At 54.6% G+C, this 16,242-nt stretch carries 13 protein-coding genes; 3 read left to right on the forward strand and 10 right to left on the reverse strand.

The genetic code is table 11. From position 1 onward, the window contains the following. Positions 1-26: 26 nt before the first annotated feature. The 3 genes from yajC to queA form a co-directional block, all read right to left on the reverse strand. The gene (yajC, locus tag WHR59_RS18255; protein WP_043015381.1) at positions 27-359 is read right to left on the reverse strand and encodes a preprotein translocase subunit YajC; all 333 of its coding nucleotides are present in this window, start codon (positions 357-359) and stop codon (positions 27-29) included. Between the two features lie 22 nt (positions 360-381). Beyond that, the gene (gene tgt, locus WHR59_RS18260) at positions 382-1,509 is read right to left on the reverse strand and encodes a tRNA guanosine(34) transglycosylase Tgt (protein WP_003021535.1); all 1,128 of its coding nucleotides are present in this window, start codon (positions 1,507-1,509) and stop codon (positions 382-384) included. A gap of 207 nt (positions 1,510-1,716) precedes the next feature. Beyond that, a complete protein-coding gene (queA, locus tag WHR59_RS18265; protein WP_043015380.1) occupies positions 1,717-2,781 on the reverse strand; it encodes a tRNA preQ1(34) S-adenosylmethionine ribosyltransferase-isomerase QueA in 1,065 nt (354 codons plus the stop codon). Positions 2,782-2,871: 90 nt separating this feature from the next. On the opposite strand from queA, the gene acpH reads away from it, so the two are divergent. Then, positions 2,872-3,453, forward strand: a complete 582-nt coding sequence (acpH, locus tag WHR59_RS18270) for an ACP phosphodiesterase (RefSeq protein WP_043015379.1) — start codon at positions 2,872-2,874, stop codon at positions 3,451-3,453. Positions 3,454-3,621: 168 nt separating this feature from the next. Further along, positions 3,622-4,224: a peroxiredoxin gene (locus WHR59_RS18275; RefSeq protein WP_003021524.1), complete on the forward strand. Its 603-nt coding sequence runs from the start codon at positions 3,622-3,624 to the stop codon at positions 4,222-4,224. Between the two features lie 48 nt (positions 4,225-4,272). On the opposite strand, the gene WHR59_RS18280 is transcribed toward WHR59_RS18275, so the two are convergent. The 5 genes from WHR59_RS18280 to WHR59_RS18300 all read right to left on the reverse strand — a co-directional run bounded on the left by WHR59_RS18280 (position 4,273) and on the right by WHR59_RS18300 (position 11,711). Beyond that, positions 4,273-5,670 (reverse strand): DUF3999 domain-containing protein, encoded by a 1,398-nt coding sequence (locus tag WHR59_RS18280; RefSeq protein ID WP_338843349.1) that lies wholly within the window; start codon positions 5,668-5,670, stop codon positions 4,273-4,275. Then, positions 5,667-8,324, reverse strand: coding sequence for a DUF2339 domain-containing protein (locus WHR59_RS18285; protein WP_338843350.1), 2,658 nt, complete (start codon positions 8,322-8,324; stop codon positions 5,667-5,669). The genes WHR59_RS18280 and WHR59_RS18285 overlap by 4 nt, the downstream gene beginning before the upstream one ends. Before the next feature lie 136 nt (positions 8,325-8,460). Continuing rightward, the gene (locus WHR59_RS18290; protein ID WP_047413070.1) at positions 8,461-10,329 is read right to left on the reverse strand and encodes an amidohydrolase; all 1,869 of its coding nucleotides are present in this window, start codon (positions 10,327-10,329) and stop codon (positions 8,461-8,463) included. 21 nt (positions 10,330-10,350) lie between these two features. Further along, positions 10,351-10,896: an antibiotic biosynthesis monooxygenase gene (locus WHR59_RS18295; RefSeq protein ID WP_043015375.1), complete on the reverse strand. Its 546-nt coding sequence runs from the start codon at positions 10,894-10,896 to the stop codon at positions 10,351-10,353. Between the two features lie 173 nt (positions 10,897-11,069). Then, on the reverse strand, positions 11,070-11,711 hold the full coding sequence (locus WHR59_RS18300; RefSeq protein ID WP_003021513.1) for a hydrolase: 642 nt from the start codon (positions 11,709-11,711) through the stop codon (positions 11,070-11,072). Between the two features lie 273 nt (positions 11,712-11,984). Between WHR59_RS18300 and WHR59_RS18305 the strand changes: the two genes are divergently transcribed. Next, positions 11,985-12,887 (forward strand): LysR substrate-binding domain-containing protein, encoded by a 903-nt coding sequence (locus WHR59_RS18305; protein ID WP_047413073.1) that lies wholly within the window; start codon positions 11,985-11,987, stop codon positions 12,885-12,887. Here WHR59_RS18305 and malZ read toward each other — a convergent pair. Together malZ and proY are read right to left on the reverse strand one after the other, a co-directional pair. Then, on the reverse strand, positions 12,881-14,698 hold the full coding sequence (gene malZ / locus WHR59_RS18310; RefSeq protein ID WP_338843351.1) for a maltodextrin glucosidase: 1,818 nt from the start codon (positions 14,696-14,698) through the stop codon (positions 12,881-12,883). The two genes, WHR59_RS18305 and malZ, sit on opposite strands and share 7 nt — an antisense overlap. Before the next feature lie 138 nt (positions 14,699-14,836). Next, the gene (proY, locus tag WHR59_RS18315; protein WP_016152018.1) at positions 14,837-16,210 is read right to left on the reverse strand and encodes a proline-specific permease ProY; all 1,374 of its coding nucleotides are present in this window, start codon (positions 16,208-16,210) and stop codon (positions 14,837-14,839) included. Positions 16,211-16,242: the final 32 nt, after the last annotated feature.

Raw genomic sequence — 16,242 nt, forward strand, 5'->3', positions numbered from 1 at the left:
GCAGTTCCCTTTGGGAAAACAATAAATTACAGCGCCTTCATGGTGCCTTTCGGCAGAACGGCAGCTACGAAATCACGTTTAATAACCACTTCAGTGGTGTCGTTCAGCGCGATAGCGATGTAGCCAGATTCTGCTACTTTGGTCACGCGACCCACCAGACCACCGTTAGTCAGCACTTCATCGCCTTTCGCAATGGAGCTCATCAGATTTTTATGTTCTTTGGTACGCTTTTGCTGCGGGCGCAGGATCATGAAGTAGAAAATCAGACCAAACACCACCAGCATCAGAATCAGAGACATCGGGCTGCCCTGCGCCGGAGCACCTGTTGCCGCTACCGCATCAGAAATAAAAAAGCTCATTCAAATTCCCTCATTATTAAAATTAATCAACGTTCACAGGTGGAACTGGTCTACCCTGACGTTGGTAAAAATCGGTCACGAAGCTCTCTAATTTACCCTCTTCAATAGCCTTGCGTAAACCCGCCATCAAACGCTGGTAGTAGCGAAGGTTATGAATCGTGTTGAGACGCGCGCCCAATATTTCGTTGCAACGGTCGAGATGATGCAAGTAAGCGCGCGAATAATTGCGACAGGTGTAGCAATCACACTCAGCATCGAGCGGACTGGTGTCGCTTTTATGTTTCGCGTTACGAATTTTTACCACGCCGTCAGTCACAAACAAATGACCATTACGGGCATTTCGCGTTGGCATCACACAGTCAAACATATCGATACCGCGACGCACGCCTTCAACCAGATCTTCTGGTTTGCCGACGCCCATCAGGTAACGCGGTTTATCTGCCGGAATCTGTGGGCATACATGCTCCAGGATGCGGTGCATATCTTCCTTCGGCTCACCGACAGCCAAACCGCCGACAGCGTAGCCATCAAAGCCGATATCTACCAGACCTTTAACAGAGATATCACGTAAATCTTCGTAAACGCTGCCCTGAATGATGCCAAAAAGCGCATTTTTGTTGCCGAGACTATCAAAACGGTCGCGACTGCGCTTCGCCCAACGCAGAGACATCTCCATCGAGCGTTTAGCATAGTCCCAGTCGGCCGGATACGGTGTACATTCGTCGAAGATCATCACGATATCGGAACCGAGATCGTATTGAATCTCCATCGACTTCTCGGGATCGAGGAAAATCGGATCGCCGTTGATCGGGTTACGGAAATGCACGCCCTGCTCGGTTATCTTACGGATATCGCCCAGGCTGAACACCTGGAAGCCGCCGGAATCGGTGAGGATCGGCCCTTTCCACTGCATAAAATCGTGCAGATCGCCGTGCAGCTTCATGATTTCCTGACCCGGGCGCAGCCACAGGTGGAAGGTGTTGCCGAGGATGATCTGTGCGCCGGTCGCTTCAACTTCTTCCGGCGTCATGCCTTTTACGGTGCCGTAAGTACCGACCGGCATAAAAGCAGGCGTTTCTACTACGCCACGATCAAAAACCAGGCGGCCGCGACGCGCGCGACCGTCTGTGGTATCCAGTTCAAATTTCATTTTTTCTCCTGCATCAGAGAGACAGTCTGATGATTAAACTTTCCCCATGAATTCACTCCACGGAGTAAAAATATCTTAACCCACTGGCGAAGGCGCAATCGGCGCAGCCAGTTTGGGGCGACCAGCGCACAGCCACCGGAGCGTACACGCAGTACGTGAGGATGGCGAGCACTGCCCGCCATCAAAATGGCAAGTGAGATAGCCTTCTCACGGTCGCTCAGAAATAGCCTGCGGATTGTACGTGATAAACATCGCATCACCGTAACTAAAAAAGCGATATTCCGCTTTTACCGCTTCATGATAGGCGTGCATGGTGTTTTTATAACCAGCAAACGCGGAAACCAGCATGATCAGCGTCGATTCCGGCAGGTGGAAGTTGGTTACCAGGGCATCAATCACCTGATATTTATAGCCTGGATAAATGAAAATTTGCGTATCGCCGAAGAATGGCTCGATAAGGTCGTTTTTGGCAGCCTGCGCTGCGCTTTCCAGTGAACGTACGGAGGTGGTGCCCACCGCAATCACGCGGTTGCCGCGCGCTTTCGCCGCCAGCACCGCGTCCACCACATCCTGCGGCACTTCCGCATATTCAGAGTGCATAATGTGGTCTTCAATGGTGTCTACGCGCACCGGCTGGAAAGTACCCGCGCCGACGTGCAGCGTGACGAACGCCATTTCAATACCTTTATCGCGCAGTTTAGCCAGCAGCGGATCGTCAAAGTGCAGACCCGCAGTCGGCGCGGCGACGGCACCCGGTTTTTCACTATACACGGTCTGGTACAGCTCGCGGTCGGCGTCTTCATCGGGACGGTCGATATACGGCGGCAACGGCATATGGCCGATGGCGTTGAGGATATCCAGCACGCTGCGTTCGTCGTTAAACTCAACTTCAAACAGCGCGTCATGGCGGGCGACCATCGTCGCGTTAATACTTTCGTCGTCGCCCAGCAGCAGCTCAGCGCCCGGCTTCGGCGCTTTCGAAGCACGAATATGCGCCAGAATACGTTTGTCATCCAGCATACGCTCGACCAGTACTTCAATCTTGCCGCCGCTGGCTTTACGGCCAAACAAACGCGCAGGAATGACGCGAGTGTTGTTAAAGACCAGCAAATCTCCAGGGTTGAGCTTATCGAGCAAATCGGTGAAAGTACCGTGCGTCAGCGCGCCCGTCGGCCCGTCCAAAGACAGCAAGCGGCAGCTACTGCGCTCAGCTTGCGGATAGTGGGCAATCAGGGATTCGGGTAGTTCAAAGGTGAAATCGGTAACGCGCATGACACTGACTCAGACTAAAATAAGAGGCGGGTAGTCTAGTGCCGGGGCGTTCTCCCTGCAACCTTTACCCCTCTGGATAAACGTTTAACTATGAATTTTCTTGCACATTTGCATCTCGCTCATCTTGCCGACAGCTCGCTTTCCGGCAATCTGCTGGCCGATTTTGTCCGGGGTAATCCGGAAACGCACTATTCGCCTGACGTGGTGGAGGGCATCTTCATGCACCGTCGTATCGACGTGATGACCGATAACCTGCCGCAGGTGCGTGAAGCCAAAGAGTGGTTTCGTAGCGAAACGCGCCGCGTCGCACCGATTACGCTGGATGTTATGTGGGATCATTTTCTGTCGCGCCACTGGTCGGAAATCTCCCCTGACTTCCCGCTGACGGACTTTGTGCGCTATGCCCGTACCCAGGTAACCACTATTTTGCCGGAATCGCCGCCGCGCTTTATCAATCTGAACAACTATATATGGTCAGAGAAATGGCTTGAGCGCTACCGGGACATGGATTTTATCCAGAACGTCCTGAACGGCATGGCCAGCCGCCGCCCGCGACTCGATGCCCTGCGCGACTCATGGTATGACCTCGATACGCATTACGATGCGTTAGAAGAACGTTTCTGGCAATTTTATCCGCAAATGATGGACCAGGCGCGGCGTAAAACCCTTTGATTGCAGCCCGCATTCCCCGCCGGATAAGCCGTAGCCGCGATCCGGCAAAAGATTGATAGACAAAACCTGTCTCATTGATTGCCAACGCCTCTTTGTCTTATTCCCGAACACTCTCTATACTGGCCCGCGTTGCGTTCCAAAAACCCCTTAACATTGCAGGAGAATTATATGGTACTGGTAACTCGTCAGGCTCCGGATTTCACAGCAGCTGCGGTACTGGGTAGCGGTGAGATCGTTGAAAACTTCAACTTCAAACAGCATACCAACGGTAAAACTACCGTTCTGTTCTTCTGGCCGATGGACTTCACCTTCGTTTGCCCGTCTGAACTGATCGCATTCGACAAACGTTACGAAGAATTCCAGAAGCGCGGCGTTGAAGTTGTTGGCGTTTCCTTCGACTCTGAATTTGTCCACAACGCATGGCGTAACACCCCTGTCGACAAAGGCGGCATCGGTGCAGTGAAATACGCAATGGTTGCTGACATCAAACGCGAAATTCAGAAAGCCTACGGCATCGAGCACCCGGAAGCGGGCGTTGCTCTGCGCGGTTCTTTCCTGATCGACGCTAACGGCGTTGTTCGCCACCAGGTGGTTAACGATCTGCCGCTGGGCCGTAACATCGACGAAATGCTGCGCATGGTTGACGCGCTGCAGTTCCACGAAGAGCACGGCGACGTTTGCCCGGCACAGTGGGAAAAAGGTAAAGAAGGTATGAACGCGTCTCCGGACGGCGTGGCAAAATACCTGACCGAGAACGTTTCCAGCCTGTAATTGGCATGAATCGACAAAAGGCCCGCAATGCGGGCCTTTTTTATTGGTTTATGTCGGATTACCCTTTTTCACTTCTCGCCAGATTCTCCACGCCATCAGAGCCAGTACGGCGACGCCAAGTATCAACGCACCCCATACCAACAGCGTTTTCCACTGGCTTTGTTGCTCAGCGACTGACGTTGCCGTCAGCCTCGCCTCGCCACCCAGGGTGACCCGTTCATCCTCAAAAGCCTGCGACATTTTGTCGGGGTCGTTATGTTTGCGTAACGCCTCCGGGATCAGCATCGCCAGACTGATGCTCGCCGGTTCCGCCGCTTTGTTTCCCCATGCCAGGATAAACGGGCTTTGGCCTTGCGCGTTAAAAATCACTTTATAGCTGTCACGCTCCCCTCTGAGCACGGGTAAGGTGGCAGGCAAACGCGCCTGAAGCGTCGTCATCCGGACAGCCTCAACCAATTCACCGGAGAGCGGAATATCATCCGAATACTGATTTTCCAGATTGTAGAGAACCGTTCGGGTTAAAGGCTGCCAGGCCTCTTTTTCTGCCTTGCGCCATTCAAGCTCAACCGGCAGCACGCCTTCGTTATCCAGTGAAACCTGTAATGAGGTCAACGGTTGCGGCCTGGACCACCGCCAAATCGCCTGGTTTCCGGCGATTCTCTCCGCTTCAGCATTCATCGAAACAGGCCGGATAAGCGAAGGCTCCTCACGGGTTATCCCACTCACCCCGCTCAGATTCAGCGCAGGACTTTGCGAATCAAGAATCAGCAGCAGCCAGGGGACGCCATCAGCGGACATTCGCAAATCATCAACGCCTAAAGTGTCCATTTTCAACCGGTCGTCGCTATGCGTCAGATCCATCAGCGGCGCATTTCCTGTAATCAACCTCCAGTCACGCAAATCGCGGCTGTAATAAAGCGATGCCGTTCCCTGCCAGTTTTTCGCAGGCGCATCCCAGATCAAACGTAACTGGGACAGCGATGGCGTCTCTTTCACATCGTCTGGCAAAGCGATTAAATAACTCTGCCCGATGGATTGCTGGTTTTCACTTTCGAAGCGAATTTCTATGCCATTTTTAGAACGCAGCAGGACCGCGGGTCGTTCATTATCTTGCGTTGGCGTCACCTGCTGCGCCGTAGAATCAAACGGGAAAAGGCGCAGAGGAATGGTTTTCGGGGATGTTGCCTGCGCTTTTTCTGCCAGCAGAGTGAAAGGCACTACGTCACCCTGACGGTTGAACACCCTGATATCACGTAAGTCCGGCCAGACTGCCTCGTGGTATACCGCTAAAGGCAGAGGGAGGCTATACCATTGCTCTGACCCAGGCGTAAAGAGCTTCACTCCCGTCGCGTAGTCTGCTGGCGCATCTGTAGCCGTATTACTGCCCGACGCAGCGCCGGTTGCTCCTAACAGAGCACTCCAGAGAACCGCTTTCATCCATTTCATTTTTCTTCTCCAGCTTTGGGCGGTAAGGGTGAAAAATAGCCAATAATCAGCACCAGAATGGCCACGCCAATAAACGCGACCGCGCGCGCCAGGCCGCCGCCTCCCGCGCTGTCCACCAGCATCAGTTTAACGATGACTATCCCCAGCAAAACCGCGCCACATAGCCATTCCTGGCGCGAGAGACGCCGGGTCGCTCGCAGCATCACCACCAGCGCCGCTAACATCCAGAACAGAGCAAAACAGGTTTGAATCAGCCGCGAATCCCATAGCGCCTGGACATTCCACGCAACTTCGCCATACCAGGACAACGCGCGCAGCAGCAAACCATTAAGCCACCAAAAGCTGAGCGCCATCAGCGCCACAAGCGGCCATGGGCGACATACGGAAAGCTGAACCGGGAAATAGCGTTGAGACACGCGATAAAACACCACCAACCCCAGCAGGGCAAACGCTGCGCCCTCTTCCAACGGGTTGAGCAACGGCAGATACGTCTGACGATAAACCACGCCATCCTGTAAATTCGTCAGCACGAGCAAACCGACCAGTGCCAGCGCAACGGGAATCATCGCCTGAACAGAATAGAGGGCCGGCCAGATGCGAAACGGCCAGAGCTTGCGATGAACAGCTTGATAAACCATGAAAATCAGCAGCCCACCAGCCGCCATCATCAGGCCGCTTCCCCACGCAGCCCTGCCCCACGGCAGCGCCTGCGCGAACCAGAACAGCTCAACCGCCAGCGCCAATAAAATCATCCAAAAGAACGACAAATGCGCCAGCCGGGAAAGCGCTGGCGGTAATATCTGCGCGTCACGCCAGAGCAGCGCCAGCGCAACAACTAGCGCCGCACACCAGGCCAGATTCGGCCAACCCGCCGCAAAAATCTGCTGCAAAGAGATTTGATACATCAGCACCACGAGCATCATCGGCCACAACAGCCATTTACTGGCATCCAGCTCCCGCCATGCCAGGCGACCAGCAATCGCTCGCCAGCCCCAAACCGATACCGCCATTAATGCCAACACGCCAGACAGCACCCACCGATCCTGTTTCAGGATGAGTTGCGATGCCGCAACAAGTGCAATAATCCAGAAAAGCAAACCACCCGCGAGAAGCCCCCAACTGCCCTGTATCCGAATGTTGCGCCATAGCCATGCACCAGCCAGCCAGCTAAGGCTAAGCACGGCAAAAATCAGCATCATCGAAAGTGCGGTTGTGCCGTTCGTCAGCGCCCATAGCGCGCTGCCCACGGCCAGCACGAGCAGCGCCGTACCGCTATAACTCATGCGTCGTTGCTGTTGTTGCACGCCCAACCAGAGGATACCCAGCCCCTCCAGCGACCAGGCCATCGCCGTCCAACGGGCTGAAAGCGCCAACGGAATGGCCAGGGTGGTAAATGCGCCGCCGAGCGCCAGGGCAGCTAATACCAGAGGTCTCCCCAGAGAAGACGAACGCCGCAAAGCAAGCGTCGCCAACACCAGATAGAAACCACCGTAGCCTAGCGCGCTGAGCGCCGGACCATATGCCATATGTCGGGTAATGGCATACTGCATGCCAAAACCTATCAGTGGAGGAGCAAACAGCAGCACGCCGTCAATAATCTGTTTGCCTTTTTCCTGCGCCCGAAGCGATAGCGCCACGCTCAGCACGCCAAAAATAATGGTGTTGGCGATCAGGAAAAGTTGGCAGCTCAGGTAATACTCAGGCCGATAGTCATCCAGTCCCCACAAACCGCCAACGCCAAAGGTAAACAGCAGGCCGAGCAGATTCAGCTCCCGCCAGTGCTGCCAGATGCTGATGGCGAGAATGCCCACCGAGAGCAAAAGATAGAAAGAGAAGAGTGCGACATGACTGCCGCCGCCGGTGGAAAGCAGCAGCGGCGCGAGATAGCCGCCAAGGCTTGCCAGCATCGCCAGGCTGAGTGCCTTTTGCAAAATAGCCAGACCCACACTGGCCGCGCAAATCGCCACCAGCAGCGCAAATGCCAGCGTCATGGGCAGCATTTGCCACAGCCGGAACGCGCCAAAGACGGTGAGATAGAGTGCCCCCGTAGCCCCGCCCTGTAGGATCAGCGCATAGACCGGTTGCTTATGCCTTAACCGCCAGCCCAGTGCCAACAGGACAATAGCAAACAATGCGGCAGCCACCAGGCGCAGCTCAAGCGGAAACAAAGAATGTTCGACGGTGTAACGCAACAGGAAAGAAAGCCCCAGGAACAGGAGCAAAATACCGAGCTTTGCCAACGGGTTGCCCTGCATAAACCAGCGCACCAGCGATGACATCACCCCACCAAAAGCAGAAGGGCGCTCGACGTTGGGCGTGGATACCGCCGCTTTCTCCGGCTTCGGCTGCGAAGCCCACGGGTTAACAAGTTCCGGCGTCGGCTCAGTGACAGGTTCCGGCACCACGTTGCTAATCGCAGACGTTGGCGCATCAGAAAAAATACTCTCTGTTGCAGGCGTCGGCTCAATGGCTGTTGCCTGCGCCACAGACTCTGGCACCACGCCGCGCAGCTCAAGTTCCTCTACCCGACGGCGCAAGGCCACCAGTTCGGAACGTACCGCCGCACTGCGTCTGTATGCCACGATCGCGAGGCAAGGTACCACTACCAGCGCGAAGAATAAAACAATGCAGCCAAGGGTTAGCAGCTCATCCATGTTTCCACCTTCACTGTATAAAGACAGACCAGAATGACACAATTTGTTGCAGTTACGCCATATCTGTTAACACTATGACCCGCTTTTCAGAAAATACAATCAGCCCCTGCGTTTGGCCAGGGGCTGTGAGGAGGGATTAAAACGCGAAGCAGGAGCAACCAAGTGCGCCCCAGAAAGCCCGATCGTCCGACACCGGAATCCCCGACTTACGCGCAATATCATGCTGGTGACCGTGTACGCCGCAGCTGCCGCAGCACTGGTGCATCTGCACCATTGCGCCAATTTTCGCCGCAGCAGGTGGCGCTGAGCGATAGTGCCCCGGCACCTTCACTACCGGCGACCAGTCCGGCACAACCGGAATGGCTGGCGGTGCCAGCGGAGTGAAATACCCTGCCGCGTACACCACTTTGCCATCGACAATGGTCATCACCGACTCGATGCCTTTGATCTCTTCTTCCGGCACGCTGAAGTAATCTTTAGACAGCACCACCAGGTCGGCCAGTTGATCTTTCTCGATGCGCCCTTTCTTACCCTGTTCGCTGGAGAACCAGGCGCTACCGGCCGTCCACAGTTCCAGCGCCACATCGCGTGGCAGGCGATTGTTATCATCGTACATCGCCATACCACCAACGGTACGGCCCGAAACCAGCCAGTAGAGCGCGGTCCACGGGTTGTAGCTGGCCACGCGGGTGGCGTCAGTCCCCAGTCCGACCGGAACGTCAGCCGCCAGCATTTTCGCCACCGGCGGTGTATGTTTGACCGCATCTTTACCATAGCGATCGACAAAATATTCGCCCTGGAACGCCATACGGTGCTGAACCGCTATCCCGCCCCCCAGCGCTTTTACACGCTCGATATTCCGTTCGGTAATCGTTTCGGCGTGATCGAAGAACCAGTGCAGACCATTGAACGGGATATCACGATTTACCTTCTCAAACACGTCCAGCATTCGGCTGATGGATTCATCGTAGGTAGCATGCAAGCGGAACGGCCAGCGGTGCTCAACCAGGTGTCGCACCACGCGCTCCAGCTCATCTTCCATACCTTCCGGCAGATCCGGGCGTGGCTGGAGGAAGTCTTCAAAATCCGCGGCCGAGAAAACCAGCATTTCCCCTGCCCCATTGGCACGATAGAAGTCGGTTCCCTGCCCTGGCTTGAGCATATCGGTCCAGCGTTCAAAGTCTTCCAGTTCCTGCTTCGGACGCTGGGTAAACAGGTTGTAGGCGATACGCACCGTCATCTGTTTATTGGCGTGTAGCTGCTCAATTATCTCATAATCTTCCGGGTAGTTCTGGAACCCGCCACCCGCATCGATGGCGCTGGTCAGTCCCAGACGGTTCAGCTCGCGCATAAACTGACGGGTCGAGTTAACCTGCATTTCCAGCGGCAGTTTTGGTCCTTTTGCCAGCGTCGAATAAAGGATCATGGCATTGGGTTTGGCGATCAACATTCCGGTCGGGTTGCCGTTGCTATCACGCACAATCTCTCCGCCCGCCGGATCCGGCGTCGCTTTGGTGTAACCGACGGCTTTCAGCGCGGCGCGGTTGAGCAAAGCCCGGTCGTAGAGATGCAGAACAAAAACCGGAGTATCGGGAGCAGCTTCATTCAGTTCTTCGAGGGTTGGCATGCGACGTTCGGCAAACTGGAATTCACTCCAACCTCCCACCACGCGTACCCATTGCGGCGACGGCGTTCTGTCCGCCTGCTCTTTAAGCATACGTAGCGCGTCCGCCAGCGACGGCACGCCTTCCCAACGCAATTCCAGATTGTAATTCAGACCGCCGCGAATGAGATGCAGGTGCGAATCGTTCAGACCCGGGACCACCGTATGTCCCTGCAGATCAACAACCTGCGTCCCTTCGGCGGCAAAGCTCATTACCCGCTCGTGGCTCCCGGTCGCCAGGATTTTACCATTGGCGATCGCCACCGCCTCAACCTGCGGGTTTTGTTTTTCGAGAGTATGAATTTTTCCGTGAGTCAGAATTAATGTGGCAGTTTGCGACATATCAATCTCCTGAGAAACCGGTCAGGCTTTTTTCAGCCATCCGGCAAACAGACGGGTTACGATGGGCATCCAGAACCAGACCACCAGCGCAACCACAAAGGCATCATTGATGAGATGCAGGAGTAACGAGCCCTTCATTGCAGGCAGCACCATGCCGGTCAACCACGGCACCAGATTGGTGCTGGGAAATATCACCAGCAGGGTTATCAGAAACTGTTTCCAGCGTTTGGGCTGGCGTACATGGGGCGCGGGCGGCGTAAACCAGAATGCCGCTTCGGTACGAACTTCGGTTTTGTCACCTTCCGCCAGCAGTGGAGCAATCTCTTCGACCAGCACGCGGCGCGTATCGGACTGGGTCCAGTTATACAGATGCTCAAGCGTGTCGAAGCGGATAATGATGTTCCACAGGTTGTTGCCATCTGCCGGGCGAATCACGTTCGCGCCGAGATGACCGGGAAATTCAGCCGCTACAGGCATGATTTTCCCCAACCACTGCTCATACCGCTGCGCCTGCTCAGGTAGCAGGGTGTGGGTAATCACCAACGTCACATGTTTGCTCTGCGCCATGAAGGGTTCCTTGTTGAGAGGAAACAGGCCGCTTAGGCCAGGAAAGCAATACACAAAATCATTAATGGTGCATCGAGGCGGCAAGGTTGTGGATCCCCGGGGGCTTACATAAGTAAGTGACCGGGGTACGCAAACGAAGCCAACAAAGATGCAACATGAAGGATGACGTGTATTTAAGCTTTACGTTCCGGCGCGCCATGCACCATGGTATAGGCATAATCCACGCCCATACCGTAAGCGCCGCTGTGCTCGCGCACCAGATCCATAACGGCGTCGTAAGTTTCTTTGCGTGACCAGTCGCGCTGGTACTCGAGAAGAACCTGTTGCCAGGTCACGGGAACGGCGCCCGCCTGCACCATACGATCGATAGAACGTTCATGGGCATCTACGGACGTACCGCCGGAAGTATCGGTCACCACATACACTTCGTAGCCCGCTTCCAGCGCCATCAGCGCAGGGAAAGTCAGACATACCTCGGTCCACAGCGCGGAGATAATCAGTTTTTTACGTCCGGTCGCTTCCACGGCCTTCACAAACGCCGCATCTTCCCAGGAGTTCATTGAGGTGCGTTCAATGGGTTTTACATCAGGATGAACCGCTAACAATTCTGGCCAGATATATCCGCTAAAACTTTTCGTTTCCACAGAAGTATAAATCACCGGAACATTGAATATTTTCCCGGCTTTCGCTAATGCCACGGTATTATTTTTTAAAGTCTGGCGATCAATATTCGCTACACCAAATGACATTTGCGGCTGATGATCAATAAAAATAAGCGTAGAGTTTTGAGGGTCAATCAGTTCCCGAATAGACATATCACACCTTCTTAATCAATAAGTTAAAAGGCAACGGTCTGTATCTGCCGTCAGCAGCAGGATCCTGAATCAGAAAGCTTGTTGAGTATAGCGGGAAATTTCTAACGAGTTATTAAAGAAAACTTACCATCCTGTGAAACTATTAATTTTGTATTGCGATATATCCTAAACAACATCAAAAAAATGCGCATAACTCATCTAATTTATTCACTGGCATTGTTTTTCTTCATTCGGTACAACAGAGAGGTTTAATTTTCAGGATATTTTCTGCTTATGCGCATCAATCTGGATGTTTTGCTCATTCTCGACGCACTCGACAAACAGGGTTCATTTGCCGCGGCGGCCGAATCGCTGTTTAAAACCCCTGCGGCACTCAGCTATATGATTCAAAAGCTGGAAAGCGACCTGAATATCGAGTTGCTTGACCGTTCCGGACACCGGGCTAAGTTTACCGACACCGGACAGATGATGCTGGAAAAGGGACGTTTGCTGCTGAGCGCGGCAAAAGATCTCGAAAAGCAGGCAGTGCAGCTGAGTTCAGGCTGGGAAAAAGAGCTGGCAATTGCGCTGGACGATTCCTTTCCCCTCGCCTCGCTGTTGCCGATTATCGATGAATTTCACGCGCTGAATAAGCAAACTCGCCTGAGCTTTACCCACCATACGCTGGCGGGTTCCTGGGAGGAACTGACCCATAATGGAGCAGATATTATTCTGGGAGCGATTAATGAACCGCCAACGTCTGCGGCCTGGTCCTACAAAATGCTCGGTACGCTGGACAATGTGTTTGTCGTTGCACCTGAGCATCCGCTGGCCGCAGCAACGGACGGCCTGACCAACGAGCAGTTGTGCCTGCATCGGGCGATTGTTATCAGCGACAGTGCGCGCTTTTGTCATCCGTTACAAACCAATCTGATGGAAGAACAAGCGCAGATCCGCGTCGATGACTTCCACAGTAAAGTGATGCTACTTCGGGCCGGCATGGGCTGCGGATTTCTCCCACGTCATATTGCCAGCCCGTGGCTTGCCACGGGCGAGCTGGTGGAAAAAACGGTTATCTCATTTCGCCAAAAAGACGTGGCCTATATGGCCTGGCGCAATAACCGTGATGGGCTGGCACAGCGCTGGTGGCGAGACGCGCTGCTGGCAAGCCGGGAGGTTGCGCGCTTATATCAATGACCTGACCACACCGAGGCGGTAATCGCCGGCAGCGTCAGGATATCATCAGCAAGCACGCCTTTACCCTCTTTGTGCTGCCATTGGCTGACGCTCAGTAATGGCGAGGCTGGCAGGACCACTTCACAGGCGTGGCCACGGTTAATCGCCACCAACACGCGCTGACGGTTTAGCACGCGGACAAACACCACCACGTTATCCTCGGCGTAAATCACCTGACAACCGCCATGGCGTAACGCCTGGCTTTGATGGCGTAATTTAGCCAGCCGCCGGTACAACGCCAGCAGGTTAGCGTCCTGTTTTTCAGGCTGCCACGGGAACGGTTTGCGACAAAATGGATCGTTGTTCCCATCCAGCCCCACTTCGTCACCGTAGTAAATACAGGGCACGCCAGGCCAGGTAAACAGCCACACCACCGCCAGCGGTAACCGTGCAACGTCTTTACCAAGCAGAGATTTAAAACGGGCGGTATCGTGGCTGTCGAGCTGATTAAACATCCGCAGTTGCTGCTGATGCGACAAACCCGCACGGTAGTTGTCCATCCACGCCATACAGGTCTGGGCATCAATAGATTGCGGATCGTATGAGATATCAGTATTGGCGAGGAATCCCCAGAGGGGGAAAGTAAAGCCGCGATAGTTCATGGCGGCATCTTCGGCATCAGCCTGCAACCACTGGCGCGCATCGCCAAAATGTTCGCCCACCACATACGCCTCTGGCTGGGTTTCTTTTGCCGCCTGCGTAATACCGGCCACGTGCTGCAGGTTGTTGCGCGCGCCACCGGTCTCTCCCAGCATGTGCACCACATCCAGACGCCAGCCGTCCATACTCCACGGCGCTTTCAGCCAGTGGCGGACGATACTGTCTTCGCCGCGATAAATTTCATTCACCAGACTTGCGGAGGAAAAGTCCAGCTTAGGCAGGCTGGCATACCCCAGCCAGTCGAGCGCGACACCATCATCTGAAAAATGATACCAGTCGCGCCAGGGAGATTGCGGATTATGGCACGCCCCGTCGGTTCCCCGATTATGCCGGTCAAACCAGGCGTGCGAATCGCCGCTATGGTTAAAAACACCGTCGAGAATCAGCCGTATGCCCTGCCGTTGGGTGTTGTGACGCAGGCGCAGCAGTGCCCTGTCGCCGCCAAACTGTGGATCAACATGGCGGTAATCTTCGGTATCGTATTTATGCACGCTCGGCGCGGTAAACACCGGATTCAGATACAGCGCCGTGACCCCTAACGTTTTCAGGTACGGCAGCTTTTCACTGATGCCATCCAAATCACCGCCATAAAACGTGGAGCCGCCGGCCTGAGCCATAAGCGGCTCGTCCCACTCGCGCCGCACAATATCGTGCCCGGCCGCGTGGTGGTAATAGACATTATCCTGAGCCGCTTCACGCGACTGGCTGCGGGCAAAACGGTCCGGGAAAATTTGATAGAAAATCTGATCGGCGACCCACTGCGGACCGTTATCCGGCACATCAATCGCAAACTGCTCCAGACGCGCAGGCGGAAAACGGCTGAAACCCTGCGGGGTAAACCACAGCTGACGATCGAGCCAAAGTAATTTAAAGCTATAGCGTCGACGAGGCTGCCCGCTGGAGAGATCGATTGCCGCTCGCCACGCGGTCACGCCCGGCTGCGGCTGGCTGCGCTGCTTGTGCATAGCCAGCGAAATCTCTTCGTTATCGTTTTCTGCGCGTAGCGTCACCCGCTGGGGTGGATTCTCCCCCGCCAGCCATAATGTAATCGTCAGTTGATCTTTGTTTTGCTTAACAAATGGGGCAACCGGAAGGTGCCAGGCGTTCAACATCACGTATCCCCTTTGATGATAATGACGTCACCTTGCCATAGCGAAGTGCAGGATCACTCCTCATCTTAACGTTTATTGGGGGAGGAGCTCGGGGGAGGAGAAAATTGCCGGGTAACATCAGGCTACCCGGCAAAAATATTACTGCGCTTCAGCCAGTTGACGCTCGCGACGGCGCTTGAAAACCCAGCCGGCCAGCAGCAGGATAATCCACGCAAAGCCGACGTACAGCGAAATACGGGTATCCGGATGATAGCCGATAAGCGCGATGATAAAGACCAGGAAAATTAGGCCAATAACGGTCGTCACAACCCCACCCGGCACTTTAAATTTCAATGCCTTGACCTCTTCCGGCGGCAGACGACGACGGAAGGCAATCTGCGACAGCAGGATCATAATCCACACCCATACCGTGGCGAAGGTCGCCAGAGAGGCGATCACCAGGAAGACGTTTTCCGGCATGATGTAGTTAAGATACACCGCAAACAGCAGCGCGATGGTCATCACCATCACCGTGACCCACGGCACGCCACGACGCGAGGTCTTAGCGAACATTTTCGGGGCGCTGCCCTGCTCTGCCATACCGTGCAACATACGACCCACGCCGAAGACGTCAGAGTTGATGGCCGACAGCGACGCGGTCAGTACGACAAAGTTGAGGATCCCGGCGGCAAAGGTAATGCCCATATGCTGGAACGTCAGAACGAACGGGCTACCGTCGGTGCCAACCTGGTTCCATGGGTAAATGGACATGATGACGAACAGCGTCCCCACGTAAAACACGAGGATGCGCATCGGTACGGAATTGATGGCGCGCGGAATAGATTTTTCCGGGTCTTTGGCTTCACCTGCGGTAATCCCGATAATCTCAATCCCGCCGTAGGCGAACATTACCATTTGTAACGACATCACCATGCCGAGCCAGCCGTTGCTGAAGAAACCGCCGTTGCTCCACAGGTTATGGATACCGGTCGGTTGCCCGCCGTTGCCAATCCCCCAAATGATGATGCCGAAACCGGCGACAATCATGATGATAATGGTGGCGACCTTAAAGAACGAAAACCAGAACTCCAGCTCGCCAAACACCTTCACGCTCATCAGGTTGATGGCGCAGATAATCAGCACCACGCTGAGGACCCAAATCCAGTGCGGAACGGCAGGGAACCAGACCCCCATGTAAATACCAAAGGCAGTCACGTCGGCAATAGCGACAATCAGGATTTCAAAACAGTAGGTCCAGCCGGTGATGTAGCCTGCCAGCGGTCCAAGGTTTTCCTGCGCGTAGCGCGAGAAGGAGCTGGCAGCCGGGTTATGAACGGACATTTCGCCCAGCGCACGCATAATAATATACGCCGCTACACCGCCGATAATATAGGCCAGCAATACGCTTGGCCCCGCCATTTTGATGGCATCGGCCGAGCCGTAGAACAGCCCAGTGCCAATTGCTGAACCTAATGCCATAAAGCGAATGTGCCGGGTGCTCAGCCCACGCTTTAGCTTGTTATTACTTTCCATCGATTCCTAACCTGTTAACACAATAAAAAAAC

The organism is Citrobacter europaeus (assembly GCF_037482245.1).
Lineage (GTDB): Bacteria > Pseudomonadota > Gammaproteobacteria > Enterobacterales > Enterobacteriaceae > Citrobacter > Citrobacter europaeus.

Coding starts and splice junctions, on each gene's coding strand:
- malZ (WP_338843351.1), bottom strand. CDS start 14,698: ATGTTGAACGCCTGGCACCTTCCGGTTGCCCCATTTGTTAAGCAAAAC.
- acpH (WP_043015379.1), top strand. CDS start 2,872: ATGAATTTTCTTGCACATTTGCATCTCGCTCATCTTGCCGACAGCTCG.
- WHR59_RS18285 (WP_338843350.1), bottom strand. CDS start 8,324: ATGGATGAGCTGCTAACCCTTGGCTGCATTGTTTTATTCTTCGCGCTG.
- WHR59_RS18290 (WP_047413070.1), bottom strand. CDS start 10,329: ATGTCGCAAACTGCCACATTAATTCTGACTCACGGAAAAATTCATACT.
- WHR59_RS18300 (WP_003021513.1), bottom strand. CDS start 11,711: ATGTCTATTCGGGAACTGATTGACCCTCAAAACTCTACGCTTATTTTT.
- queA (WP_043015380.1), bottom strand. CDS start 2,781: ATGCGCGTTACCGATTTCACCTTTGAACTACCCGAATCCCTGATTGCC.
- WHR59_RS18280 (WP_338843349.1), bottom strand. CDS start 5,670: ATGAAATGGATGAAAGCGGTTCTCTGGAGTGCTCTGTTAGGAGCAACC.
- tgt (WP_003021535.1), bottom strand. CDS start 1,509: ATGAAATTTGAACTGGATACCACAGACGGTCGCGCGCGTCGCGGCCGC.
- WHR59_RS18305 (WP_047413073.1), top strand. CDS start 11,985: ATGCGCATCAATCTGGATGTTTTGCTCATTCTCGACGCACTCGACAAA.
- WHR59_RS18275 (WP_003021524.1), top strand. CDS start 3,622: ATGGTACTGGTAACTCGTCAGGCTCCGGATTTCACAGCAGCTGCGGTA.
- proY (WP_016152018.1), bottom strand. CDS start 16,210: ATGGAAAGTAATAACAAGCTAAAGCGTGGGCTGAGCACCCGGCACATT.
- yajC (WP_043015381.1), bottom strand. CDS start 359: ATGAGCTTTTTTATTTCTGATGCGGTAGCGGCAACAGGTGCTCCGGCG.
- WHR59_RS18295 (WP_043015375.1), bottom strand. CDS start 10,896: ATGGCGCAGAGCAAACATGTGACGTTGGTGATTACCCACACCCTGCTA.